The 24,132-nt window shown below is 49.6% G+C and carries 17 protein-coding genes; 13 read left to right on the top strand and 4 right to left on the bottom strand.

Going from position 1 to position 24,132, the window contains the following annotated elements; all coding sequences use genetic code 11:
- Positions 1-10 precede the first annotated feature (10 nt).
- The 4 genes from A7975_RS29010 (at position 11) to A7975_RS28995 (ending at position 5,188) form a co-directional block, all read left to right on the top strand.
- Positions 11-934 (top strand): ABC transporter permease, encoded by a 924-nt coding sequence (locus tag A7975_RS29010; protein ID WP_065387445.1) that lies wholly within the window; start codon positions 11-13, stop codon positions 932-934.
- A gap of 76 nt (positions 935-1,010) precedes the next feature.
- Positions 1,011-2,717 (top strand): extracellular solute-binding protein, encoded by a 1,707-nt coding sequence (locus A7975_RS29005; protein ID WP_065387444.1) that lies wholly within the window; start codon positions 1,011-1,013, stop codon positions 2,715-2,717.
- Positions 2,718-2,797: 80 nt separating this feature from the next.
- Positions 2,798-3,706: a carbohydrate ABC transporter permease gene (locus tag A7975_RS29000; RefSeq protein WP_065387443.1), complete on the top strand. Its 909-nt coding sequence runs from the start codon at positions 2,798-2,800 to the stop codon at positions 3,704-3,706.
- A gap of 15 nt (positions 3,707-3,721) precedes the next feature.
- A complete protein-coding gene (locus tag A7975_RS28995) occupies positions 3,722-5,188 on the top strand; it encodes a leucyl aminopeptidase family protein (protein ID WP_255314602.1) in 1,467 nt (488 codons plus the stop codon).
- A gap of 58 nt (positions 5,189-5,246) precedes the next feature.
- Here the strand turns inward: A7975_RS28995 and uraA are convergent, their stop codons facing one another.
- On the bottom strand, positions 5,247-6,548 hold the full coding sequence (gene uraA, locus A7975_RS28990; protein WP_065387442.1) for a uracil permease: 1,302 nt from the start codon (positions 6,546-6,548) through the stop codon (positions 5,247-5,249).
- A gap of 141 nt (positions 6,549-6,689) precedes the next feature.
- Here uraA and A7975_RS28985 point away from each other — a divergent pair, with 141 nt between their 5' ends.
- From A7975_RS28985 to A7975_RS28975, 3 genes are all read left to right on the top strand, one after another.
- On the top strand, positions 6,690-7,118 hold the full coding sequence (locus A7975_RS28985; protein ID WP_053372161.1) for an NfeD family protein: 429 nt from the start codon (positions 6,690-6,692) through the stop codon (positions 7,116-7,118).
- A gap of 6 nt (positions 7,119-7,124) precedes the next feature.
- Positions 7,125-8,054 (top strand): SPFH domain-containing protein, encoded by a 930-nt coding sequence (locus A7975_RS28980; protein WP_053372160.1) that lies wholly within the window; start codon positions 7,125-7,127, stop codon positions 8,052-8,054.
- A gap of 222 nt (positions 8,055-8,276) precedes the next feature.
- Positions 8,277-11,300 carry a carbohydrate-binding protein gene (locus A7975_RS28975; RefSeq protein WP_065387441.1) on the top strand — a complete coding sequence of 1,008 codons (3,024 nt, stop codon included), beginning with the start codon at positions 8,277-8,279 and terminating at the stop codon, positions 11,298-11,300.
- Between the two features lie 69 nt (positions 11,301-11,369).
- On the opposite strand, the gene A7975_RS28970 is transcribed toward A7975_RS28975, so the two are convergent.
- Positions 11,370-13,127, bottom strand: coding sequence for a sensor histidine kinase (locus A7975_RS28970; protein WP_065387440.1), 1,758 nt, complete (start codon positions 13,125-13,127; stop codon positions 11,370-11,372).
- A gap of 16 nt (positions 13,128-13,143) precedes the next feature.
- Positions 13,144-14,721 (bottom strand): response regulator, encoded by a 1,578-nt coding sequence (locus tag A7975_RS28965; protein ID WP_065387439.1) that lies wholly within the window; start codon positions 14,719-14,721, stop codon positions 13,144-13,146.
- A gap of 191 nt (positions 14,722-14,912) precedes the next feature.
- Between A7975_RS28965 and A7975_RS28960 the strand changes: the two genes are divergently transcribed.
- From A7975_RS28960 to hflC, 6 genes are all read left to right on the top strand, one after another.
- Entirely contained in the window at positions 14,913-15,902 is a 990-nt protein-coding gene (locus tag A7975_RS28960) for an ABC transporter permease (RefSeq protein WP_082198519.1), read from the top strand.
- Between the two features lie 27 nt (positions 15,903-15,929).
- Complete coding sequence (locus A7975_RS28955; protein WP_053372156.1) at positions 15,930-16,817, top strand: carbohydrate ABC transporter permease; 888 nt, start codon at positions 15,930-15,932, stop codon at positions 16,815-16,817.
- 100 nt (positions 16,818-16,917) lie between these two features.
- Positions 16,918-18,534, top strand: a complete 1,617-nt coding sequence (locus A7975_RS28950; RefSeq protein ID WP_065387438.1) for an extracellular solute-binding protein — start codon at positions 16,918-16,920, stop codon at positions 18,532-18,534.
- Between the two features lie 68 nt (positions 18,535-18,602).
- The gene (locus A7975_RS28945; protein ID WP_065387437.1) at positions 18,603-20,663 is read left to right on the top strand and encodes an alpha-galactosidase; all 2,061 of its coding nucleotides are present in this window, start codon (positions 18,603-18,605) and stop codon (positions 20,661-20,663) included.
- A gap of 170 nt (positions 20,664-20,833) precedes the next feature.
- Positions 20,834-21,901 carry an FtsH protease activity modulator HflK gene (gene hflK, locus A7975_RS28940; protein WP_255314601.1) on the top strand — a complete coding sequence of 356 codons (1,068 nt, stop codon included), beginning with the start codon at positions 20,834-20,836 and terminating at the stop codon, positions 21,899-21,901.
- Complete coding sequence (gene hflC / locus A7975_RS28935) at positions 21,898-22,764, top strand: protease modulator HflC (RefSeq protein ID WP_053372153.1); 867 nt, start codon at positions 21,898-21,900, stop codon at positions 22,762-22,764. The genes hflK and hflC overlap by 4 nt, the downstream gene beginning before the upstream one ends.
- Positions 22,765-22,816: 52 nt before the next feature.
- Here the strand turns inward: hflC and A7975_RS28930 are convergent, their stop codons facing one another.
- Entirely contained in the window at positions 22,817-23,827 is a 1,011-nt protein-coding gene (locus A7975_RS28930) for a LacI family DNA-binding transcriptional regulator (RefSeq protein WP_065387436.1), read from the bottom strand.
- Positions 23,828-24,132 lie beyond the last annotated feature (305 nt).

Raw genomic sequence — 24,132 nt, 5'->3', positions numbered from 1 at the left:
CTGCACCCTCATGAACGCGAGTTTGGCAGCCAAGCAGCTAAGAAGAATTGCTACTCATCGTTATTTGTACATCATGGTTCTGCCTTGCCTGTTGTTTTTTGCAATATTTAATTACATCCCGATGGCGGGACTTCTTCTCGCATTTAAAGAGTACAAGTTCAACACGACCATTTTTAACAGCCCATGGGTCGGAATGGAATATTTCAAAAGGTTTTTTGACGATTATCAAAGCGGGCAGCTCATTCGCAATACGCTCGTTATCAGCTGCATGAAGCTTTTGCTTGGGATGCCTTTTCCGATATTGCTGGCGCTCATGTTCAATGAAGTGAGAAGCAAGTGGTTTAGGGGACTGACGCAAAGCATCATGTACTTGCCGCATTTTCTGTCTTGGGTCATTATCGTTGGTTTGATGCAGCGGATTTTTGCGCCGGAGATCGGAATCGTTAATGAAGTGATCAAATGGTTCGGCGGCGACGGCAGTACTTTTTTTGCGATGGATGCCAAGTATTTCTACCCGATGATGTTCTGGAGCTACATCTGGCAGACGATTGGCTGGGGCTCGATTATCTATTATGCGGCAATTACCGGCATTAACCCGAATCTATTCGAAGCAGCCAAAATAGATGGAGCAAACAAATGGCAGGAAATTCGCTACGTTACGCTGCCTTCCATTATGCCGACAATCGTAATCGTGTTTATCCTCTCATTGGGAGGCATTATGACTGCGGGCTTCGATCAGCTTTATTTGATGAGAACGCCGGGCAATATGCATCTCTCCGACGTGTTGGACACGTACATTATCCGCGTCGGTATTCAAAGCGCGCAATTTGGTTATGCGACAGCAGTTGGTCTTATGCAAGGCTTGATCGGATTTGTGCTCGTCGTTCTAGCTAACCGGGTAACCCGAAAAGTATCGGACAATTCGTTATGGTAAAGCAAGTATTCCTTCGGAGAAGCGTTTAACACGTTTTTCATAAATCAGACAGATAGGAATGGGAGAGAGATCATACATGAAAAGATGGAGTAAGCTGCTCATTACACCAATTGTTGCTGCTTTGCTGCTAGCGGGCTGCTCGGGGAATGGGAACAACGAACAAGCAAGCGCTGGGAACTCGAAGGATAATTCGTCAGCAGGCAAGCCGGAGACTTGGATTGCTGATCGTACGATCAAAGGACTTGTGTTTATGGACAGCGACATCGACACTGAAATGAACCCGGAAATTGCGGCCGAGCTTAAGAAAAAGACAGGCATCACGCTTGAAATGCAGGCGGTTCAGGGAGGCGATTCCACCGAATTGCTGGCAGCCGGCATCGCTTCTGGCGATCTGCCCGATTTTATCGCGTATTATTTGGACAACAGCGGGCGTCCTGAGATGGCGGTCATCCTGAAAGCGGCAGCCGAAGGAATGTTTGCGGATCTAACGCCTCTATTTAAGGACACAAAAATATACAGCAAGTATCTGGAGGAAGGATACCTCCCGAAGGATACGAAATACGGCTCGATGTTCCGTCCTGAATTCAATGGATCATCCTACCTTGCCCATATGAATATATTGCGCCAGCCGGGCTACACCGTACGGAAATATGTAGCGGGCCCGTTTATCCGCAAGGATATTGCCGAAGCGCTAAAAATCGATCCAAGAGAAATTCGCACGACGGAGCAGTTCTACGAGCTGGCAAAGAAGATTAAAGCTGGCGGCTTCAAGGATAAAAACGGCAAGGATGTATACCCGATTGGTCCTGACTACCACGGCGGCAGGGAAGACAGCTCGCTGTACGCCGACCTTGTATGGGGGGAGAACGATCAGCTCATTAAACGCGGTGCGGATGGGAAAATCCTTCACGAGAGCCAAACGGAGTATCCGATGAAGCGGGTCGCGTACATGCAGAAGCTTTTGAACGAAAAACTGATGGACCCTGAATTTTTCACAATGGAAGAGACACGGGCCACAGAAGGCGCTTTGAACGGCTCCTACGCCATCATTGGCATGCACAACTATATGGATTTTAACAAGGACGAGCATTATTTGCCGATGGGACCGATGAACACGACTAATGGTCCTTATCAAATGATGATTCCTTATAAAACGGCTTATGGCGCGTGGTCGATTCCAGCAACGACTGAGCATCCGGAAGAAGTCGTGAAATTCGCTGATTTCCTGGCTAGCCGCGAAGGAAAGCTGCTCTGGCAGTACGGAATCGAAGGAAGAGATTATACGCTAGACGATAAGGGCAATCCCATCGTGAAGCAAGAAGTGCTGGATGTCGTGAAAAACGATCCGGATCAAGGGAAAAAGCTTGGCTTTGAATTAGCCGGCAACACTTGGGGCTCGCCGCTTGGTTCAACCGACAAAGACCCATTGGTTGACTTTGGCGAAATGATCTACGGTGATTCCGTTAATCCAGAGTTGAATGCCGCTCCGGAGAGAATGGCGGAATACTGGGGTTGGGACAAGCTTCGCAGCAATGCCCGTCTAGTGGATGGATACAGGCCATTGTCGTTCCTTTCGGTTTTTGCGAAGGGCGAGCAATTGCAGGCGGCTCTTGATAATTACAAGGACAGCATGATCAGAGCTTATTACACCAAATCTTTGGATGAAGCGAAAAAAATCGTAGATTCCGCCTCGGCACAGCTTAATGCAGCGGGATTGGATGAATATTTGACGCTTATAGACCAAAAGGATAAAGATGTAAAAACAAAGCTGATTATGCAATAAGTTGAGTAGCGGGCGCCTTCTTCCGAAGTTGGCTGAAGACGCCCCTTCTTCCTTTACGTAGCTAGAGAGGATGACCATCGTTGAACGAAACGTATAAATTATCTCCGGGGGAGAAGGCTTTTCGAATCGTCAATGCCTTGCTTCTAATACTGTTATGCTTGACTATCATTCTACCTTTTCTAAATGTAATCGCGCTTGCTTTCAATGAGGGCAAGGACGCTGAGCAAGGCGGCATTTACTTCCTGCCGCGCGCATGGTCGCTCGAAAACTTTGAAGAGCTGTTTTCTTCCGGAAATATTATGCAGGCTTTCTTCATATCTATGTTCCGTACAGTTATCGGCACGGTGGCTAGCGTCATTTTTACCGCGATGGCGGCTTACGCTTTGAAGAGCAGAACGATGCCGGGCGTCAAGCTGTTCACGATGGCTATCTTTTTCACCATGCTGTTTAACGGCGGCTTGATTCCGTATTATATCCTGTTAAAAGATATCCATTTGACCAATTCGATATGGGTTTATATTATTCCGTCTCTGTATAGCGTTTGGAATATTTTGATCATGCGGACGTTCTTCCAGCAGATTAGCGGAAGTCTTGAAGAGGCTGCCCGAATCGACGGCTATAATGATTTTGCAATTTTTTGGCAGATCATCATGCCTCTCAGCAAGCCCGTAGTCGCCGTTATTAGTTTGTTTAATGCCGTCAGCCATTGGAACGATTGGTTTACGGGCGCATTTTTTGTGCGGAATGCAGATTTGAGGCCTTTATCCACCTTGCTTCAAGAAATGTTGACCAGGCAGGAATCGCTGAAGCGGCTGCTGACCAACATGGCAAGCGGCGCCAATCTCGATATGCTGGATAGAATGCATGTAACCGGCAATTCGCTCAAAATGGCGACGATTGTTATCGTAGTGACGCCAATCATTATGATTTATCCGTTTATCCAGAAGTTTTTTGCAAAAGGCGTGATGATCGGTTCTTTGAAAGAATAGGGAGGAGGAAATGATATGAATGCTATGCCAATCTTTAAGCTAGGCCAAGGCGGTGCGGGCCGGGCGATTATATTTCCTGTCTTTAAAGATAGCTTCGAGCAAGCGCACAGCGGAGGGCTGCTGGCCTCGTTTCTTGAAAAGCATGAGCCGCGTAAGCGGATGGGCGAGCGTGGAGAAGTAACATGGTTCTACGGCCGCGGCGAGCAGCCTCATTATTTGTTCGTTGGCGTGGGCGAGAGAAGCCAAAACGCCGCATTCCGTATAACCGAAGCAGCCGGAACCGCTGGACGAGCGGCGGAGCAGGAAGGACTGCAATCGGCGGTTATCTCCTTTGAGGCGCTTGGCAAACGGAAGGACGAGGAAGAAGAATCCTTCGTTGCAGCATGGGTGGAAGGCTGGCTGCTTGGGACGTATGCCTTCGATCGCTACCGTTCGAAAAAAACGCATCGCTCCGTAACGGCTATTTTGATCGAGGCTGAGCGTAAGGAGAGTCTGGCCGAAGCGGTTCGCCTTGGAGAAATCAGGGCGCAAGGCACGATGCTGGCCCGTGATTTGACCAACGAGCCATCGAACGCGCTTACTCCGCTTAAATTTGCCGAACGCGTTCGCGAGCATTTTGAGGGCGTAAAGGTCAGTGTCGATATCAAAACGGGTGAAGAGCTGGAGCGCCTCGGCATGGCTGGCCTTCCCGCCGTCGGCCGCGGGAGCATCAATCCGCCCGTATTCATGGATCTTCGATATTGCAGCGATCCGGCAAAACCGCTTACCGTTCTAGTCGGCAAAGGGATTACCTTTGATACAGGCGGCATTAGTCTGAAGCGGGACAATGACATTAGCGATATGCGAATGGATATGGCGGGTGCCGCTGGCGTAATCGGCGCCTTGAGCATTATCGCGGCGCGCGGCATCCCGGCGAACATTGCCGTGTTGGTTGCGGCAGCGGAAAATGTGCCGGATGCCAATGCATTACTGCCAGGCGAAGTGCTTCGGTATGCGAACGGAACGACCGTCCAAGTCGGCAATACCGATTCGGAAGGGCGGCTGGTGCTGGCGGATGCGCTTGTGTACGCGGGTCAAATCGGCGCTCAGCGGGTTGTCGACATGGCAACGTTAACCTATTCCTGCGTAGGCGCAATCGGCTCGAAATTAGCAGGCATTTGGGGAGACGATAGGCTGGTGCAGGCGATCCGAACCGTAGGCGAAGGTGTTGGAGAAAAATTGTGGCAGCTTCCGCTTGTGGATGAATATGAAGACTATTTGAAAAGCGATTATGCCGATATTTGCAATATTAGCCGTGTTGGCGAAGCCGGAGCGATTACCGCCGCTTTGTTCCTTCGCAAATTTATAAGCCCTTCGTATAAGTGGGCTCATATCGATATGAACGGATTGAAGGAAGCGTCAGGCTGCAATGGCCATTTGGTTATTGGCGCAACCGGATATGGCGCTAGGCTGCTTGCCGAGTGGGTTGCTAGAGACGTCTAACGCGCAGTTATAAACTAAGCAAAGGGGAGCCTCCTGAGAGGCTCCCCTTTGCTATGCTTTAATGGCCTGAAGCTTCATGGTCATTGGATATTTTAAGTACATCAAACACTTTAAACAGGAGGCTGAGCAGAATCGCAACGACAGTTGCGAGTGCCATTCCGGACAAAGAGAAATCGCCAATCGTAAGAGTCACGCGGCTAAGGCCCGTAACAAGCACGACGGTTGTTAGAAACAAGTTGGTTGGCTTGCTGTAGTCCACCTTCGATTCTACGAGCATCCGAAGGCCGGAAGCGGCGATAACGCCGAACAGCAGCAAGGAAACGCCGCCCATTACCGGTCCTGGAATCGCGGAGATGAGCGCCGAAAATTTTCCTGAGAACGAAAGCACGATGGCAATGAGGGCCGCCCCTCCGATAACAAAGGTCGAATACACCTTCGTGATCGCAAGCACGCCGATATTTTCCCCATACGTCGTGTTAGGCGTGGAGCCTACAAACCCGGATAGGATGGTAGAAATCCCGTTGCCCAGCATGGAGCGGTGAAGGCCGGGGTCCTTCGACAGATCTTTGTCTACGATGTTGCCGGTAACGACCAAATGCCCGATATGCTCGGCGATGACGACAAGCGCCGCAGGCGCAATGGCAATGATCGCCGTCCACTCAAACACAGGTGTGGTGAAATGCGGCAACTGCACAACACCGCTCGCTGCAACGTTGCTGAAATCGGTAAAGCCCATGAAATAAGCGAGAACATAACCGGTTACGATACCGATCAGAATCGGAATGATGCGCATGAATCCGCGGAACAGTACCGAGCCGAGCACCGTTACGGCAAGGGTAACCGTCGAGAGCGCTACCATTTTAGGATCAGGCGACCATGCCGCAGTAGAGGAAACATCCGTAGGCCTAATCCAGCCAGCCATGCGTGCTGCGACCGGAATAAGCTCTAAACCGATAATCGCGACGATTGCACCCATCGCTGCAGGTGGAAATACAACGTTGATCCAGCCCGTCCCGGCTGCTTGAATGATAAGCGCAACGACCGTGAAGATGACGCCCGATATGATAAATCCGCCTAGAGCAGCCGCATAGCTGCCGCCAGATGCATGATCACCGATAACGGCGCCTGCTGGCGCGAGAAAGGCAAAGCTGGAGCCCAGATAAGCCGGAATTTTGTTATTGCATATCCAGAGATAAAGCAGCGTTCCGATTCCGTTCATGAGCAAACAGATTGCCGGATCGACGCCGAGTATATTCGGAACAAGCACGGTTGAGCCGAACATGGCAAAAAGATGCTGCAGGCTAAGCAGAAAGCTTTGCAGAGCTGGAGGCCTTTCGTGAACCCCAATAGCGTTTTTCATGAGAATAAGCTCCTTCAATATGATAGGTTGTCTATTTTTGACCCTTGTCGATTCTACATAGTCAGCATCGGTTTGGCAAGTGTTTTCTTATCATACGATTGACATCTACGAATACATTAATGAAGAAGGGGAGGTGACAGGATGGAATTGTGGGTGATCTGGCTCATTCTCGCTGGCATATTGGTAGTCGTGGAGATGCTAACGCTTACGTTTTACTTGCTGTGGCTAGCCATCGGGGCAGCGGTTGCTGCTGTCATTGATTGGATTTGGCCGGGCTCCTTTGTGCTTCAGCTGGTTGCTGCCTGCATCATTGTTCTTGTGCTTACGGTCTTTACCGGGCCGATCGCTAGACGTTTTCACTCCTCACGCGGCTATAAGGATGTCGTGGACGAGCTGGTCGGCAAGCAGGGTATTGTGCTGGAGCAGATTGCGGCGGAAACGCCCGGCATCGTCAAGGTAGGAAATGAAACGTGGAGCGCAGTGTCCGCCGAGACGCTGGAAAAAGGAGATGCAGTAGTCGTCGTTAGTCGTGGAAGCGCAGTGCTCCAAGTTGAAAAATGGGGAGGCTAATGGTTAATGGGTATAATTGTAGCGATCATTTTGCTGGCTATCGTCGTTGTGTTCGTTGCTTTGTCGATCAAAATCGTCCCGCAGCAAAGAATAGGCGTCGTTGAGCGTCTAGGCAAGTTCAATCGGCTGCTGACGCCTGGCGTCAACATCCTGATTCCGATCATCGACCATGTCCGGACGTATCATGATTTGCGCATTCAGCAAGCGAATGTGCCGCCGCAGACGGTCATTACAAAGGATAATGTACAGGTGAAAATCGATACGATTATTTTTTATCAGGTGACGGGCCCAGAGCAGGCAACCTACGGCATTTCCGATTATGTATACGGGGTACGCAATATTAGCACGGCCACGATGCGGCAAATTATCGGCAAAATGGAGCTTGACGAGACGCTGTCCGGACGCGAGAAAATCTCATCCGATATTCGAATCGCGCTTGATGAAGCGACCGAGAAGTGGGGCGTGCGCATCGAGCGTGTAGAGGTCATCGACATTCAGCCTCCGGTCGATATTCAAGATGCGATGGATAAGCAAATGAAAGCGGAGCGAAGCAAACGGGCGATGGTGCTTGATGCGGAAGCGGCGAAGCAGGATATGATTTTGCGCGCAGAGGGCGATAAGCAAAGCAAGATTTTGAAGGCAGAGGGCGATAAGGAAGCCCGTATCCGCCAAGCGGAGGGGCAGCGCCATGCCCAAGAGCTTGAGGCGCTCGGGGAGGCAAAGGCGATCCAAGCGATTGCCGAGGCGGAGAAAAACCGGATCGAGCTTATCCGCTCCGCCGGCCTTGATGAGAACGTGCTGACGTACCGCTCGCTCGAGGCGCTCTCCGATATTGCTCAGGGCGCGGCGAATAAGGTGTTCATTCCAACTAGAGCGGTCGAGACGCTTGGCAGTATTGGCGCAATTGGAGAAATGCTTAAAGCAAGTAAAGGATAAAGCTTTACAACCAAATAGATGCCCCATTTGCGGCTGTGGCTGCTTTGGGGCATTTTTTTATGGCGCTGCAAGGTGTTGCGATGAGGGGGCGGAGAGAAGAAACTAGCGAAAGTTAGTTGGTTTGGAGTACGAATCGTAACATTCTTGGCTAGTTCTGCCATTTGATCGGCTTTACACTGATTTAAGAAAGCGCTTTATAAATGAAACGAGGCAGAGGAGGAAATGATGTTGAGCAAGATGAAATTCGGGCGAGGCTTGATCGTTATTTTAGCATTGGTTCTGTTATTTGGGGCGGCAATGAACGTTCCTAATGCGCAAGCCGAGGACCAAGCGGGGGCTGTGAGCTATTCCTTTGAGGCTGAGGCAGCAGGCAATCTGCTGAGCGGCAAAGCGGAAATTAAAAATTGCGAGGCGGCTGTTGGCTGCTCAGGCAATCAGCTGGTTGGAAGCCTTTGGGGAGGCTCGGCGCTGCAATTTAATGGTGTAAATGTTGCCGCCGCCGGTGTTTATACGATGACGGTGCATTATATTTCCGGCGATCCGAGATCGTTTGCCGTTTTGGTGAACGATGGGACTAGCGACCGCTATGATCTTCCGAAAACGGCGGATTGGAGCACACGGGGCAGCTACGAGATTGAGATTCCGCTTAAGGAAGGCAATAATACGATCCGATTCGATGACGAGAGCGGCTATTCCCCCGACATCGATAAAATCGATTTGCGCTTATCGGATGGAGGAACAGATCCGGGCGAGCCGCCGGTCGGCAGCGGACAAGTCTATGAGGCGGAAGCGCCAAGCAACCAGCTTACAGGAAATGCTGCGGTACGTGCTTGCAAGGCGGAAACCGCATGCTCGGAAGGAAAGAAGGTAGGCGATATTTGGGGCGGTTCAACGCTGCAATTCAATCAAATAAACGCGCCTTCCGAAGGCAACTATACGTTAAAGATCAGCTATATCTCAGGTGATCCTAGAGCTGTATCGATAAAGGTGAACGGCGGCGAGCCGGAAGCCTATTCTTTACCGCAGACTGCAAACTGGGACACAACGGGCTTGTATACGATCGAAGCCAGGCTGCAGGCAGGCAGCAATACGATTCTGTTCGACGATAACGGAGGATGGTCGCCGGATATAGATAAAATTGAAGTGATCGGCTCGGAGGCGCCAGGCGAGGAGCCGGGTGAGGTTGGAGAGATCGGCAATATCGGCGCGAAGATCGATTCTGCCAAGTATGGCCCGATTAAGGTGGAGGAGCATAAGTCGGGCTTGATCTTGTCGAACGGCGAATACAAGCTGACTTACAACACGAAATCCGGGCTTGCGGCATACGAGTGGAACGGCAAGACCATTGCCAACGGCGTATACAGCAGCATCATGCTGGATAAACAGCTGGACAGCAAAAGCTACGCTGAGCATCTGTTCGCGATGAAAAAAATCGAGAAAATAAAAGACGGCCATGGCAAAGGCATTCGGGTAACGATTGAAAACAAGCAGGCAGGCCTGCCGACGATGAAGCAGATTTATCACATTTATGAGAATCTGCCATACTTCTTGGTGAGTCAACAAGTGGTGAGCGATTCTGCGCTTAGCACGAATGATATCGCACCGCTTGTTGTAAGCAATAAGGGCGGCATCGATATCGGCAGCTATTCGGACAATAGAGTGCTTGTTGCTCCGTTTGATAATGACGCGTGGTCGAGATACCAATCGCGTACGATTAATACAAGCCTGAACAATAATAACTATGTCAGCTCCGAATTAACGGCGATTTACGACAATACGAGCCGCAGCGGCCTTATCATCGGTTCGGTTACCCATGACAATTGGAAAACGGGCATTTTTTGGAGCGGCTCGGATGATCGTTTGAACAAGCTGAAGGTATATGGCGGGTTCTCATCGTCTACCTCAACGCATGATACGATTCCGCACGGCAAGGTGACGGGAACGACGATAACATCGCCGCAAATTCTCGTAGGCTACTATGGGGACTACCGTGAAGGGCTGGAAAGCTTTGGCGAGGCGAATGCGGCGGTTGCGGCACCCCTTGAATTTGACCACGGCGTTCCAAAAGGCGTGCCGGTGGGCTGGAATAGCTGGGGCGCATACGAGAGTGACCTGAGCTACGATAAGGTTGTTGCCGTTTCCGATTTCTTTAAGGAGAATTTGCAAAAATCCTCCTTCGCAAATAAAGGCGACGTCTACATTAATATGGATTCCTATTGGGATAACCTGACCGAGCAGCAGCTTAAGCAAGCCGTCAAGGTCATTAATAAGAACGGACAGAAGGCAGGCATTTACTATGGTCCATTCGTCTATTGGGGCGATAATATGGATCAGCCTGTCGAAGGCACGAATGGAAAATATACGTACGGCGAAATCATTCTGCGTGACCAAAGCGGCAATCCTTTGCCGAAGGTAGACGGCGCCTATGCGATTGATCCGACCCATCCTGGCTCGAAGCAGCGGATCGAATATTATTTTAATCGCTTCCTCGATTACGGTTTTGCGTATATCAAGATCGACTTTCTAAGCCATGGCTCCTTCGAGGGCAAGCACTTTGATCCGAAAGCGCAAACGGGCATTCAAGCTTACAATCAAGGAATGGCGCATATCAATAAGGTGCTGGGCGGCAAAATGTTCATCAGCGCGTCGATCGCGCCGTTGTTCCCGAGCCAGTATGCTCATGCAAGGCGCATATCATGCGACGTTGACGGGACGCTCTCCAAGACGGAATATCAATTAAACAACCTGACCTACGGCTTCTGGCAAAATGGAACGATCTATCCGTACACGGACCCTGACTATATGACGCTCGTGAAGGGCGGCTCGTTCGATGCAGCGCAGACAAGAGTCAATTCCGCCGTCATCTCCGGTACAGTATTTATGAATTCCGATGATGTAAACAATCCGGCAGCGCAGGAGCTTATGAAGAAGCTGCTGACGAACAAGCAGGTCAATGAAGTGGCGCTCAAAGGCAAAGCTTTTAGGCCGATTGAGGGCAATACCGGGACGGGTGCCGCGGATATGTTCGTCATGAAGGACGGAGCGGATTATTATGTCGCGGTGTTCAACTATACGAATGAGCCTGCAACCAAGACGTTAGATTTCAAACGCGCAGGCATACCTGCAACTTCTAAAACGAAAGCAACCGATCTCTGGACGAATAAGGCCAGCGATATTACAGCAGGACAATTGAAGGTAGAATTGAACGGCGCGCAGTCGAAGCTATTCAAAATTAAAGCCAAATAAATCTAAAATCCCCCGGGCGGAAGCAACGACGCTACCCGGGGGATTTTTTTGAGCCAAGAGGATGTAAGGTCACTTTCCGGGAATACGGATCGTGACGGTCGTGCCAATGCCTAATCTGCTATAAATCGAGATGCCATAGGAGTCGCCATATAACAGCTTAATCCGATTGTCGACGTTGCGGATGCCATAGCCCGACAAGGTGTCGCCGCTCGTTGGAAGCTCGCTGCCGAGCTCTCCCTGCATGCGCATGCCCATGCCATCGTCAATGATTTTAAGCAAAATATCGGGTCCCTCGCGGTAAGCCTTGATCATAATGTTAATACCAAGCTTGTCATCCCATATAGCATGGTTCATTGCATTTTCGACGAACGGCTGAAGCGTCAGCTTCACGATTGGGCACGGCAGCACCGACTCGTCGATTTGATAGTGGACACGGATAAGATCGGCGAAGCGCACCTGCTGAATAGCTACGTAGTAGCGGGTCAGCTGCACCTCTTCATGGATCGATATTTGGTTTTTGCCCTTGTTAAGCGATATCCGGTAAAACTTAGCCAGATCGGTCACCATCTTATTCATCCGCTGGTCCGAATTGCGAATGGCGAGCGATGAGATGGATGCCAGCGTATTGTATAAAAAATGGGGATTGATTTGAGCTTGGAGCACATTCATCTCTGCTTCCCGCTTATCGATTTCCTTCTTATAAACGTCAGAGATCAGATTGCTGAGCCGCTGCGCCATTTTTCGCAGCACATTGCCCAGTTGCCCGATCTCATCCCGCCCAAGCGGCCGAATGTCGACGAGGTCAAATTCCTCCCGTTCGATGCGGCGGATCATGCCAACCAAGTACTCGACGCGTTTGGTGAACAGCCGCGCTGTGACGTAGATAAGCAGAGCCATAACGCCAAAGCTGATCAGCGCATAAATTAATATCCGCTTAGCGGTGTTATTGGCTTTGGATAGGAAGCTGCTGTAAGGAACGAGAGAGACGCTCTTCCAGCCAAACTTGGTCGTGTTGTAGACAACAAGCATTTTTTCTCCGTTAAAGGTGCTGTCGAATCTGCCTTGACTGCTGCTCGGAAAATCATCCTTCACATATTGCTCAAGCGGACGGTTCAACATCGACTTGTCCTTCGCCGACATAATGATTCCTCTTTCATTTGCGATGAGTACCGTTTTCTCCGATGTTTCCTTCTCCATTAAGCGGTAAATATCCGATTCCAAAATGTTAATGGTTAATATTCCGTACGCATTGTCGAGATTGCTAATGTTAAGCATGCGCGTCAACGTGAACATAGACGGCTGATCGGCGGCCGGCGGCGTAGAAACAAAGCGTACGTTGCCGTAGCTGTTGAGCAGCGAGCGATAAATGACCGAATTTCTGAACGACTGATCCATTCTTTTGATATAGATGCCGTCAGCCGGCAAAGAATCATTATTGATATATATCGATATGGATTGAATGTCAGGATTCGTTGTGAGCATATTGGAAAACGTATTATTGATGTATTGATAGGCATCAACAAACAGAGAAGGCTCTACCGAGTAATTATTCGTTAAATAAGCGCGCAGCGTAGTGTTCAAATAAAGGGTCGCGGAAAGCTTCGTGTACGAGTCCAGTTTATTTTCCAGATTGGAATTGATTTGCGCGACGGACGATACGGAATTTGTATACATTTGGTCCGAGAGCTCGCTCTTGATCGTTTGATAGGAATATAAGACAAAAAACAGCAGCGGGATTATCGCGCCGAGCAAAAACATGACAAACAGCTTTTCCCGCAGCCGCAAATTGTTAAAAGGCCTAGTCAGCCATCCTGTTAGCCTTTTCATGCACGCTCACTCCAGCCTATAAATACATTTTCCGATATTCGTTAGGGGTGCTGCCTCTATGCTTCTGGAAGATGGAGCAGAAATACGAGACATTCTCGTACCCGACGTTGTGGGCAACCTCGCGAACCTTTAACGATTTATCCTTTAAAAGGTCAGCAGCCCGGTTCATTCGGATCTTCGTTAAATAATCCAAAATCGTCTCGCCCATCTTTTCCTTAAAAATCGTACGAATATAGTTCGGTGAAAGGTAGACCTCCTTAGCGATCTCTTCAACCGTAAGCGGAAGATGATATCTCTCGCCGATGAGCTTTACGATTTGGTCGGCAACCGATTGGTTGCGGTCAACATCGCGCTCGCTTGCCGCCTTTCTCATCTCATCGCAGAAATGGCTGACATATGCTTGAATATGGGCGGCTGAGCTCATCGACGATATTTCCTTCCAATGATCCATAAGCAGCAGCTCCTTGAGCGAGCCTGCCAGCAGCATGGAGAAATGCTGTTCCAGAGCGGTTAATAACCGCAGAATCGTCCGGATGGCATAATTGCGATCGATGCGCTCGTCTCTAATCGTTTGGAAGAACGCTTCCAGCTGCAAGGCTAACTGCTCGGCGTCGCCAGACTGTATAGAGGACGCAAGCCGGGCTGCGGCCTGCTCGCCGTCTTCATCCTTTTGCTTGGACGGCTTCAAATCATTAGTCGTTATTACACCCCCATTTAGCTTGTAAAATTTCTCGTCATTGCATGACCGCGCTTGCAAGCAGGCCTCCCAGATTTGGTGAAAGCCGATAAATGGATTGGACAAGCCAATCGTCATTTGCGATCCATCGGCGGGTGCTGCCTGCTCGCGGAACAGCTCCCAGAAATCTGCTGCAGACTGAGCCGCGCGCTGCTCGCTCTTCCATTGAAAGAGGACGAATATGGCGTTAGGCTCGGCCTCCACGATGACATAGGAATCGAGTTTTTGCCTCGCAACGCTGCGGAATAGCTCCGTCCGGTCGGTTGCTGCCGGGCTCGAAGGGAGCGCTGCTTCATTCGGATATGCCGGCGGCAAGTCGAAGGTGGCGTATACGGCCGCATACGGCTTGCTTTCGATAAAATCGGCTGCGCTCAGCGCCCACTGCCGGGTATAGTCATAACGTTTCTCCTGATCGGGCTCCCGTATAATGCGCATCATCAGCTTCTCCCGTACCCAGTCGCCGCCCTGATCCGCTAATTGATCCTCCTCGCATTTCTTCTTCACCTTCTCCAGCAAGGAGAGCAGCTCCTCCATATCGATGGGCTTCAATAGATAGCCGGTCGCTTCGATATTAAGCGCCGCCTTAATATATTGAAACTCATTATGTCCGCTCAGATATATGATTTTGACATTTTTATCGATTTGCTTTGCTCTTCTTCCGAATTCCAGACCGTCCATGATAGGCATGCGCACATCCGTTAAGATGATGTCGGGCTTTAATTCGGCGAGCTTGCCGAGCGCTTCCTTCCCATTGCGTGCGGTTCCCGCGACCGTAATGCCGATTTTGTCCCATGGCACATAATGCTCCATCGTCTCAAGCTCAATGGCTTCGTCATCCACTATCAATATACTGTACATGGTTGTCCCCACCTTTTATCCTGTATCAGGATGTTTTACTAGTTTATCCGCTATGACGCATTTCAACAATGGAGCTTATGGAACTCTGTCGTTTTCGGATACGAATCGTTAAATGCTTGTATAGAATGAGCTGCATAACGGGGCCTATAATGAGAGCACAAAGCAACGCAAGACTGGCAGGAGGCTATAGCATGGAATCAATATTGAAAGCGGAACCAAGTAAATCCGTTCCACCAAAAAGCAAGCGCAGCATTCGAAATTCTAACGTATGGGGCAGGTTGAAGGAGCAGCGGTTATTGTATCTACTGATGCTTCCGGCCTTGGTCGTTACACTCTTATTCTCTTACGTGCCGATGTTTGGCTTGTACATGGCTTTTATTAACTATTCGCCAGGCGGAGGATCATTTTTTGGACAGTTTTTCACGACGGAGTTTGTTGGCCTTGAGTGGTTCAACTATTTTTTTACGAACGGTGATTTTTACCGAGTGATGCGCAATACGCTGGCTCAAAGCTTCCTATCGCTTATCTTCGGGTTTCCGATGCCGATCATACTAGCGCTGATGATTAATGAGCTGCGCAACGGTTGGTTTAAACGGACATTTCAAACCGTATCCTACATGCCTCATTTCATTTCATGGGTCATTGCAGCCAATATCATCATTACGGTGCTCTCCTCGGGAGGCGTGCTTAACAATATTTTAACGGGGCTTGGGTTCATCGACGAGCCGATCCAATTTATGCAAAAAGGTCCGTTGTTCTGGTGGATTATCGCTATTGGCAACACTTGGAAGGACATGGGTTTCAACGCCATTATGTATTTGGCCGCTATCTCGGCAATCAATCCTGAGCTTTATGAGGTGGCGAAGGTTGATGGCGCCAGCCGGTTAAAGCAAATGCTTCACATCACGCTGCCGTCGATTAAACCTACGATTATCATTCTTGCCATTCTTGCGGTAGGCGGCATTTTGAACGCGGGCTTCGATCAGCAATATTTGCTGCAAAACAATACGGTGCTTCAATACTCTGAAGTTATCGATACGTACACGTACAAATACGGTTTGCAAAATGGAATGTTCTCTTACGGCGCAGCAGTCGGTTTGTTCAAGTCGGTCGTCGCTTTCATCTTAGTCTTAAGCGTCAATACGATGGCCAAAAAAATGAACGAGCAGTCGTTGTTCTAGTGCAAAAAATGAAAAGGAGAGCATGTCATGATAAAAGCTAAAAATGATTTTCTGTTTATGTCCGTTGTCTATATCTTCATCATAGCGGTGTTTATCGTAACCTTTTATCCATTCTGGAACATCTTTATTATTTCGCTTAACAGCGCAGAGGACACGCTCCGCGGAAACTTATATTTGTGGCCGCGAGATTTCAGCTTGGCCAGCTACAAACAAATCTTGTCCGACAGCGAGATTTGGCTCGCGATCAAAGTTACCGTGCTGCGGACCGTAATCGGTACGCCGCTCGCGGTCGTCGTCATCAGCATGCTTGCGTTTTCTCTGAGCAAGCGCGAGCTTGTGGGCAACCGCTTCTGGTCGCTGTACTTCGTGTTCACGATGTATTTTGGCGGCGGGCTCATCCCTTATTATATGGTGCTCAAAAGCTTGCATTTGATCGACAGCTTCATGGTGTTTATTCTGCCAAGCATGATGAACGTGTTTTATATGATCATCGTACGAACCTTCATGCAGCAGCTGCCGCAGGAGCTTGATGAATCGGCTAAAATCGATGGCGCTAATTATTTGCAAATTTTCTTTAAAATCATTTTGCCGCTCACAACGCCGGTGCTGGCGACGATCGGCATGTTCACGGCGATTATGCACTGGAATTCGTGGTTTGATTCCTATGTCTTTACGTATAACCCCGATCTAAAAACGCTGCAAGCGGTTTTGGTCAAAATCTTGAACCAATACCAAACGAGCGCGATGGTCGGCGATGCGCAGCAGGCTGCCGATGCCACCAAACGTTTGGCCGTTTCGCCGGATACGATTCGCATGGCTGCCACCATGGTCGCGACTCTTCCTATAATAATGGTGTATCCGTTCCTGCAAAAGTATTTCGTTAAAGGCATGACGCTAGGCGCAGTAAAAAGCTAAGCTTTTCGGATTAATTGCTGGAGGTGATGCGAGCGGGAACAACATGCTTTTTTGTTAGAAAAGGGATTATAATAAAATCACAACAAGGGGGATTTCTAAGATGAAAATTAAAAAACGGATCGTTCTTTTTCTAAGCTTAATCGTTGTAATATCCGTATTATCGGCTTGCGGCTCCAACAATACAAAAAATAACGGAAACACAACTGCAAATGGAAACGGTTCAGAAAGCGCGAATTCGAACGAGCCTTTGACGCTAACCTTCTTTGATAAAAATACATCCGACAAATTCACAAACACCGTTGCGGCGGAAATTACGAAGCGCACGGGAATTACGATTGAAATTCAGCAACCGACCGGCAATCCGGCAGAAAAGCTTAACCTGATGCTTGCAAGCGACGACTTGCCCGACATTATATTGTTCGACCGCAGAAGCGATCTGGTCAACAAATATATCGACTCCGGTGCTATTATTCCATTAAATGAATTGATCGAAAAATATGGTCCAGATGTAACGACCATGTATGGCGACGTGCTGAACAAGACGCGCTATAAGGATGGGAAAAACTACTATCTATCCAATTGGTACGGATTTGAGAACGAACCCGTCTACAGTTTCAACATTCGCAAAGATATTTTGAAGGAGCTGGCTCCTGATAAAGCGGAAGGCGGCGTGCCTTTCACGCAGTCGGAATTCAAGCAGCTGCTTGTAGATTTCAAAGCAAAATATCCGAGTATGGATGGCAAGGATACGATCCCGCTCACGATGGACGGAGAAAACTTCGGCGGTTCGTTCAACACATTCAAAGGGATGTTTGGCCTAATGCCTATGTTCGAGGACAACGGGAAAATCAAGTTTGACGTAAAAGACCCGAAATATCGCGACATGATTCTTTATATGAATGATTTGTACCGCTCCGGCTTGATGGATAAGGAATGGGCAATCAATAAAAAGCAGGTTTGGGAGCAGAAGCTAGCAACAGGAACGATTCTGTCGACTACAGGCTCTTTCTGGGATCCCGGTGCCGCTAATACCATTTTGTTGAAGGATCGCGGCGAAGAGTCGCAGCTGTTCCCTTACAAAGTTGTAGCGGATGGCGTAGATCCAGGTAAGACGACTTATGGCGGACGGAGCTCACTGGGCTGGGATGCCATCACGATTACGAAGAAAAACAAAAACCCGGAACGCACGATGAAATTTATGAACTTCTTGGCAAGCGAGGAAGGCCAATATTTGCTGATGTGGGGTATTGAAGGACAGCACTGGGATATGAAGGACGGCAAGCATACGCCTCGTCCGGAAGTGCTGCAAGGCTTTAAGAACGATTGGAATGCATACGCGAAAGAAACGGGCATTCGCAAATGGACTTGGTTTATTAAAAACGGCAATGGATCGGACGGAACGCCTTATGATTTACCGGGCCGCTATCAACGGGGTGCAGTAGATCAAATGGCGCTCAAGAACCTATCTGATTCCGTATACGACTCGGTTATCTACGAGGGTATAGGGCCTCAGGGCGGAACGCCTGAAGCGCTTAATGAGCAGAAAGTAACCGATATTGTTAAGCAGGCATTGACGAAAGCGATTATGGCGAAGACTGCTGATGAAGCAAGCAGCATCTTCGATAAAATGCTGAGCGATATGAAAGCGGCTGGCGACGAGAAGGTAGAGGCAATCTACACGACCAACTACAATAGCCGTCTGGAGCTTTGGAAATAACGAAAGCTTGTTTGACGAAGGCCGGCGCAGCCGGCCTTCTTTAATTCCAACTTAGGAGCTGATTAACAATGAACATAGGAACATTCGAGCTGAGGCAAGCAGAAGGCGAATACATCGTAGACAATGGCATCATTCAGGCGAAGGCGAATGCGGGGGATGGAACCGTGACGCTGCGCTGGAGCACTGGCGAAGCGCTGATCGGACTTTATGCGGAAGCGCGTTACGGGCTGGAACAGCTGCGCTCAACGTATTATAGCAAGCATATCGTGAACGAAACCTCGGTTCAGCCGATCGAGGATGGCTTCGGCAGAGGCGTGAGCTGGAGCTTCGAGCATGAGGAGCTTGGGAAGCCGGCGATGCGCCAGCATTTTCGCATGTATGAGCAGCTCCCTTATTTGCTGACTGAGCTCGAAGTGGAAAGCGAATCCGAATGGGAGACCAATGAATTGACTCCGCTTGCTGCTTATTTGAATGATGGAAGCGTTGTGCAATTCGCTGAGGGTACAGACACTAGCGAGGAGATCAGAGCGCTGTTCGTTCCTTTCGATAATGATAAATGGGTCCGCTTTGCATCGCATGCCATTCCTTGCAGCGTGCATAGCTACGAGACGACAGCTATTTATCAATCGACAAGCCGCAACGGCTTTGTCCTTGGATCGGTAACTCATGATACCTGGAAAACAGGCTTAGTCGTGGAGGGTACGTTTGCGGAAGCGGTTGGCAGACTTCGCGTTTACGGCGGAGCAGCTGATTTGCAAACAAGGGATACCATTGCTCATGGCTCTCTTCGCGGCAAAAGCATCGTATCGCCGACGATTTTTGTAGGGGCTTTCCCTGATTACCGCGATGGGCTTGAGGCGTACGGCAAGGCGAACGCGGTGCTGTCCCCCGCTCTCCCATGGGATGGCGGCGTGCCGATGGGCTGGAACAGCTGGTCTGCTGTCATGGGTAAGCTGGATTATGACGTTTATACGCACACTTCGGATTTTTTCTCCAAGGAGCTGCAGCAAAACGGTTTTGCTGACGACAATGGAAGCTTGTACGTGAACTTTGATGCCTTCTGGAATAGTCTGAGCGAGGAGCAGTTGAACGATGCGGTCAGACGGGTGAAGGCTAACGGCCAGAAGCCGGGCATCTATTTCACGCCCTTCGCGTTTTGGGGAAGCGATCCGATGACGCCGGTTGAAGGAACGGACGGTGCTGTGCTCTACCGGGACATCCTAATTAAGGATCGTGCAGGGCAGCCTCTTCCGAAGCTTGATGGCGCATTCGCCATCGATCCGTCGCATCCCGCAGCGCTTGAGCGGATTAAGCGAATGCTGGATCGTTTTGTAGAGCAGGGCTTTGATTATGTGAAGCTGGATTTTCTGACGCACGGCGCTATGGAAGGCGTATTCCATGATCCTAAGGTAAGAACAGGCATTCAGGCGTATAACATTGGCATGGCTGCTATCTGTGAGACGCTTGCTCCAGAGCGTATTGGCCGGCCTTTCCTGATCAATCTGTCTATTGCACCGTTATTGCCGCATGGTTATGCACATAGCCGCCGCGTATCCTGCGATGCATTCGGGACGATTGATGATACCGAATATATGCTGAACGCACTCACTTACGGCTGGTGGATCAATGATAACCTCTATCGCTTTAACGATCCCGATCATGTTGTCCTATACAAAAGCGATAATCAGCGTGCGATCAGCGAGCATGAGGGAAGAAGCAGGTTGAACAGCGCGGTTATTGCGGGTACCTCGCTGCTGCTTGGCGATGATTACCGTGTGGAGGAAGCTGCGCGGCGTGCGAAGCAATTGGTGACGAATAAAGAGGTTATGGCGCTTGCGCGGCGCGGCGAAACCTTCCGTCCGGTCGAGGGAAGAAGCGGCAGCAAGAGTGAAGGGCTGTTCATATTAAGCGCAGCGGAGGGCACATACGTTGCCGCGTTTAATTTTGACGTAGAGAACGAGAGCGCAAAGCTCGCATCATTTGCCAGAATGGGCATAGATTCCTCTAAGGGGATAGTCGTTCGGGATTTATGGAGCGGAGAAGAATGGCGCATAGAGACTGCTGGCGATGAGCATCGTATTGCGCTGGCGCCGGCCGAGTCTAAGCTGTTGTTATATAGGCAAGCTTAATAACAATAAAGACGGCTTAATTCGCAGATAAATGAAGGGATTTGCTTATTTATCCAGTAAAATAAGAAAATTTGCCAAAATTCCGTGACCTTTGCCTGACTTTCTCGTATTATCCCCTAGAGGCATTTATTTCTAAATGATAATAGACGCTTGAAAGGGGAGAGATGTCATTGAGCTTTACGGATCAAGATCAGAACCAAGGGCCTAACCTTGGCATGAGCGGCCGCCGGCCGCCGGAATTAAAACCAGGCACGGTGAAGAAAATCGTCATTGGTGCCGTTGCGGCAGTGGTTGTCATTTTTCTAGGAACGTCATCCTTTTATACGGTGCAGGAGCAGGAACGGGCGGCTATTTTAACGTTCGGCAAATATTCGGGGGAAACCTCGGCAGGTTTGCATTTCAAATGGCCTTATCCGATCCAGCAGGTGATTACCGTGCCGGCGGAGCTGACGCAGCGGATCCATATCGGCTACCGCCAGGAAGGGTCGGCAGCGATTCCGGTCGATGAGGAAGCGATGATGATTACCGGTGATGAAAATATCGTCTCCGCAGACGCGGTCGTACAGTGGAAGATAAGCAACATTCACGACTACTTATACAATATTGCGGATGCGGAGCAGTTTTTGCGCAATGCGGCCAGCTCCTCGATCCGTTCTGTCATCGGCTCAGAGAAGCTTGACTATGCCATTACAGACGGTAAGACGGTCATTCAGGATAAGGTCCGCGAGAAGCTGATCGAGCTGCAGGCCAAGTACAAAACAGGCATCCAGATTATTGATATTAAGTTCCAGGATATCGAGCCGCCAAGCGGTCAAGTAGCGGAAGCCTTCCGCGAGGTGACGAACGCGCGCGAGGAGAAAAACACCAAAATCAACAACGCCGCCAAGTATGAAAATGACCGCATACCGAAAGCGCGCGGTGAGGCGCAAGCGCTGCTTGAGAATGCGGAAGGCCAGAAGAAGTCGCGGATTTTGAACGCAGAGGGTGACGTTGCCAAGTTTAATGCGATATTCGGTGAGTACAAAAACAATCCGAACGTTACGCAAAGCCGTTTGGTGCTGGAGACGCTTGAGAAAATATTGCCGAATGCAAAAATCTTCATTACGAATTCAAACAGCGATACGGTAAATTATTTGCCGCTGAATGAGCTGCTGCGCAGCGGAACGGGCAGCACGGCGACACCGCCGGCAACAACTCCGCCAGTCACAGAAGCTCCGCAAGGAGGTGACGCACAATGAAAAGAAACCAATGGTTAACGTTGATCATCGTGCTCGTAGTCGTTATTTTGGGCTCAGGCTCGATGTACATCGTGAAGGAAGGCGAATATAAGGTTGTGCTTCGTTTCGGTGAGGCGATGAGAGCTGTACCTGAGCCAGGCCTAAAGTTCAAGCTTCCTTTCATTGAGAATGTATCGACGCTGCCGAAGTACCAAATGACTTATGAAAGCAGCCCGACTACGATTCTGACGAAGGATCAGAAGCCGATCGTAGTGGATAACTACACGGTGTGGCGGATCACCAACGCATCGCAATTTTTGAGAACGGTGCAATCGGTCAGCGGCGGCATTCAGCGGATTGACGAGGCGGTATACAACTCCGTTCGCCGCAAGCTGTCGGAGGTCAATTACGATAATATCATTAGCGAGAACACGGCGCGCGGCAACATTAACGACGAGATTACGAAGGACGTTATCAGCGCTTTGACAAGAGATAACTACGGCATTGAAGTTATCGATGTCCGCATCAAGCGTACCGACTTGCCGGAGGAGAACAAGCAAAGCGTGTACAACCGGATGATTTCGGATCGCCAATCGATTGCGGCCCGTTATTTGTCCGAAGGCGATGAGGAGTCTCGCAAAATTACGTCCAAAGCGGATCGTACCGCTACGGAGCTGCTCGCGCAAGCGCAAGCCGATGCGAAGAAGATCGTCGCCGAAGGCGAGCGTGAAGCAGCTGTTATTTATAACAAAGCTTACGGCAGCGATCCGCAGTTCTACAATTTCTACCGGACGCTGGAGAGCTACGCAACCACCTTGCAAAATGAACCGGTCATTATGATTCCGATTGATTCGCCTTATGCGAAAATATTGCTAGGCCAATAAAAGAAACGTGTTCTATTCGTTAGTTGAATAGGACACGTTTCTTTTTGTATGGCTATAGGCTGCCGCATGATTGGCGAATGATTAGCTCGGTATCAACGATGATGCTCTGCGCATTCGTTTGTTTGTTAATTAAATCAAACAGCATCATCGCGGCGAGGCGGCCAAACTTCTCCTTGTCCTGTCTAAGCGTTGTCAGGGAAGGATCCGTATATTTGCTGGCGTCGATGTCATCGCAGCCTATGAGGGCAATGTCGCCGGGGATGGCAAGGTTATGCTCCTTGATTGCCCGCATGGCGCCGAAAGCTAATATGTCAGAGATCGTAAAGATCGCTTTCGGAAGCGCGGAGCCGCTAGCAAGCAGCGCTTTCATCGCCAGATAGCCGCTTTCCTCGTCATACTCCTTGCTATGCAAAATCCATTCCGGCCTCGCAGCGATGCCGAAGCTGCGAAGCGCCTCCATAAAGGCATTTTCCCGGATGGTCGCGACCTCCGACTTGCGCTCAATTCCGATAAATCCAATCTCCCGGCAGCCATTCATATAGAAATGCTCGACGGCCTTGGAGGAGATCTTGGCGTTATCCGACATGATGTAAGAGAAATTATCGGTAAATTTAATATCAAGTCCTACGCACGGAATTTCGGATGCGGCGAGTTGTTGGACGCTAGGCTCGATATCGTCGCCGGCAATAATGATGCAGCCGTCTACATGAAAATGCCGGCAGCGCGCGAGGTAATCCTCTTTTGTATCAAAAAACTGCTCATTCGAGAACAGCAGGACATCAAACCCGAACAAGCCGATTTGCTTCTTGAAGGAATCGATAACGTTAATGAAAAAAGGGTGCTTGAGCTCTGAGTTCAATTTGCCGGCGAATACGACGCCGATCAGGTTTGATTTTTTCGTTGCAAGCGTTCTCGCAGAAGAGGACGGCCTGTAGCCGTTTTCCTCCATAATCTTCATAACCCGCTTGCGAGTGTCTTGGCTTACGTCTGAGTAGTTGTTAATAATCTTCGACACCGTAGCGATGGACACCCCGGACAGCTGCGCAATGGTTTTAATGTTCATCACAGGACACTCCTTAACAGCAAGTACGAAACGGTTGCAAAATCGCCTAGCAGAGTACGATCTTGAGCGCACTCTTTCATCCGTTATTCGATTTATCCAGTAAATAGTAGAGGATAACCTACCTCTTGTCAATTGAGATAACTAGAATCAGAATGCTAAAATGCTTTGGGTTTGTTAGCTACTTCGATTTTTTGCGCGCTGATATAATTTTTATATAAGGAACGCGGTGCATACGCGCCTGCTCGCAGGCTGATTGCGTTCTACATTTCATCCAGCGGGAGGAACAAACATGTCTCAGCAGCCAA

Origin of the sequence: Bacillus sp. FJAT-26390 (genome assembly GCF_001682865.1) — a bacterium.
Lineage (GTDB): Bacteria > Bacillota > Bacilli > Paenibacillales > Paenibacillaceae > Pristimantibacillus.
This window is presented reverse-complemented; position numbering and strand designations above follow the sequence as displayed.

Bases quoted from the DNA above. Each gene is read 5' to 3' on its own strand.
- A7975_RS28960 (WP_082198519.1), top strand. From the start codon at position 14,913: ATGGAATCAATATTGAAAGCGGAACCAAGTAAATCCGTTCCACCAAAA.
- hflC (WP_053372153.1), top strand. From the start codon at position 21,898: ATGAAAAGAAACCAATGGTTAACGTTGATCATCGTGCTCGTAGTCGTT.
- A7975_RS28995 (WP_255314602.1), top strand. From the start codon at position 3,722: ATGAATGCTATGCCAATCTTTAAGCTAGGCCAAGGCGGTGCGGGCCGG.
- A7975_RS28945 (WP_065387437.1), top strand. From the start codon at position 18,603: ATGAACATAGGAACATTCGAGCTGAGGCAAGCAGAAGGCGAATACATC.
- A7975_RS28965 (WP_065387439.1), bottom strand. From the start codon at position 14,721: ATGTACAGTATATTGATAGTGGATGACGAAGCCATTGAGCTTGAGACG.
- A7975_RS28980 (WP_053372160.1), top strand. From the start codon at position 7,125: ATGGGTATAATTGTAGCGATCATTTTGCTGGCTATCGTCGTTGTGTTC.
- A7975_RS28985 (WP_053372161.1), top strand. From the start codon at position 6,690: ATGGAATTGTGGGTGATCTGGCTCATTCTCGCTGGCATATTGGTAGTC.
- A7975_RS29010 (WP_065387445.1), top strand. From the start codon at position 11: ATGAACGCGAGTTTGGCAGCCAAGCAGCTAAGAAGAATTGCTACTCAT.
- A7975_RS28970 (WP_065387440.1), bottom strand. From the start codon at position 13,127: ATGAAAAGGCTAACAGGATGGCTGACTAGGCCTTTTAACAATTTGCGG.
- A7975_RS28955 (WP_053372156.1), top strand. From the start codon at position 15,930: ATGATAAAAGCTAAAAATGATTTTCTGTTTATGTCCGTTGTCTATATC.
- A7975_RS29005 (WP_065387444.1), top strand. From the start codon at position 1,011: ATGAAAAGATGGAGTAAGCTGCTCATTACACCAATTGTTGCTGCTTTG.
- A7975_RS28975 (WP_065387441.1), top strand. From the start codon at position 8,277: ATGATGTTGAGCAAGATGAAATTCGGGCGAGGCTTGATCGTTATTTTA.
- A7975_RS28950 (WP_065387438.1), top strand. From the start codon at position 16,918: ATGAAAATTAAAAAACGGATCGTTCTTTTTCTAAGCTTAATCGTTGTA.
- A7975_RS28930 (WP_065387436.1), bottom strand. From the start codon at position 23,827: ATGAACATTAAAACCATTGCGCAGCTGTCCGGGGTGTCCATCGCTACG.
- uraA (WP_065387442.1), bottom strand. From the start codon at position 6,548: ATGAAAAACGCTATTGGGGTTCACGAAAGGCCTCCAGCTCTGCAAAGC.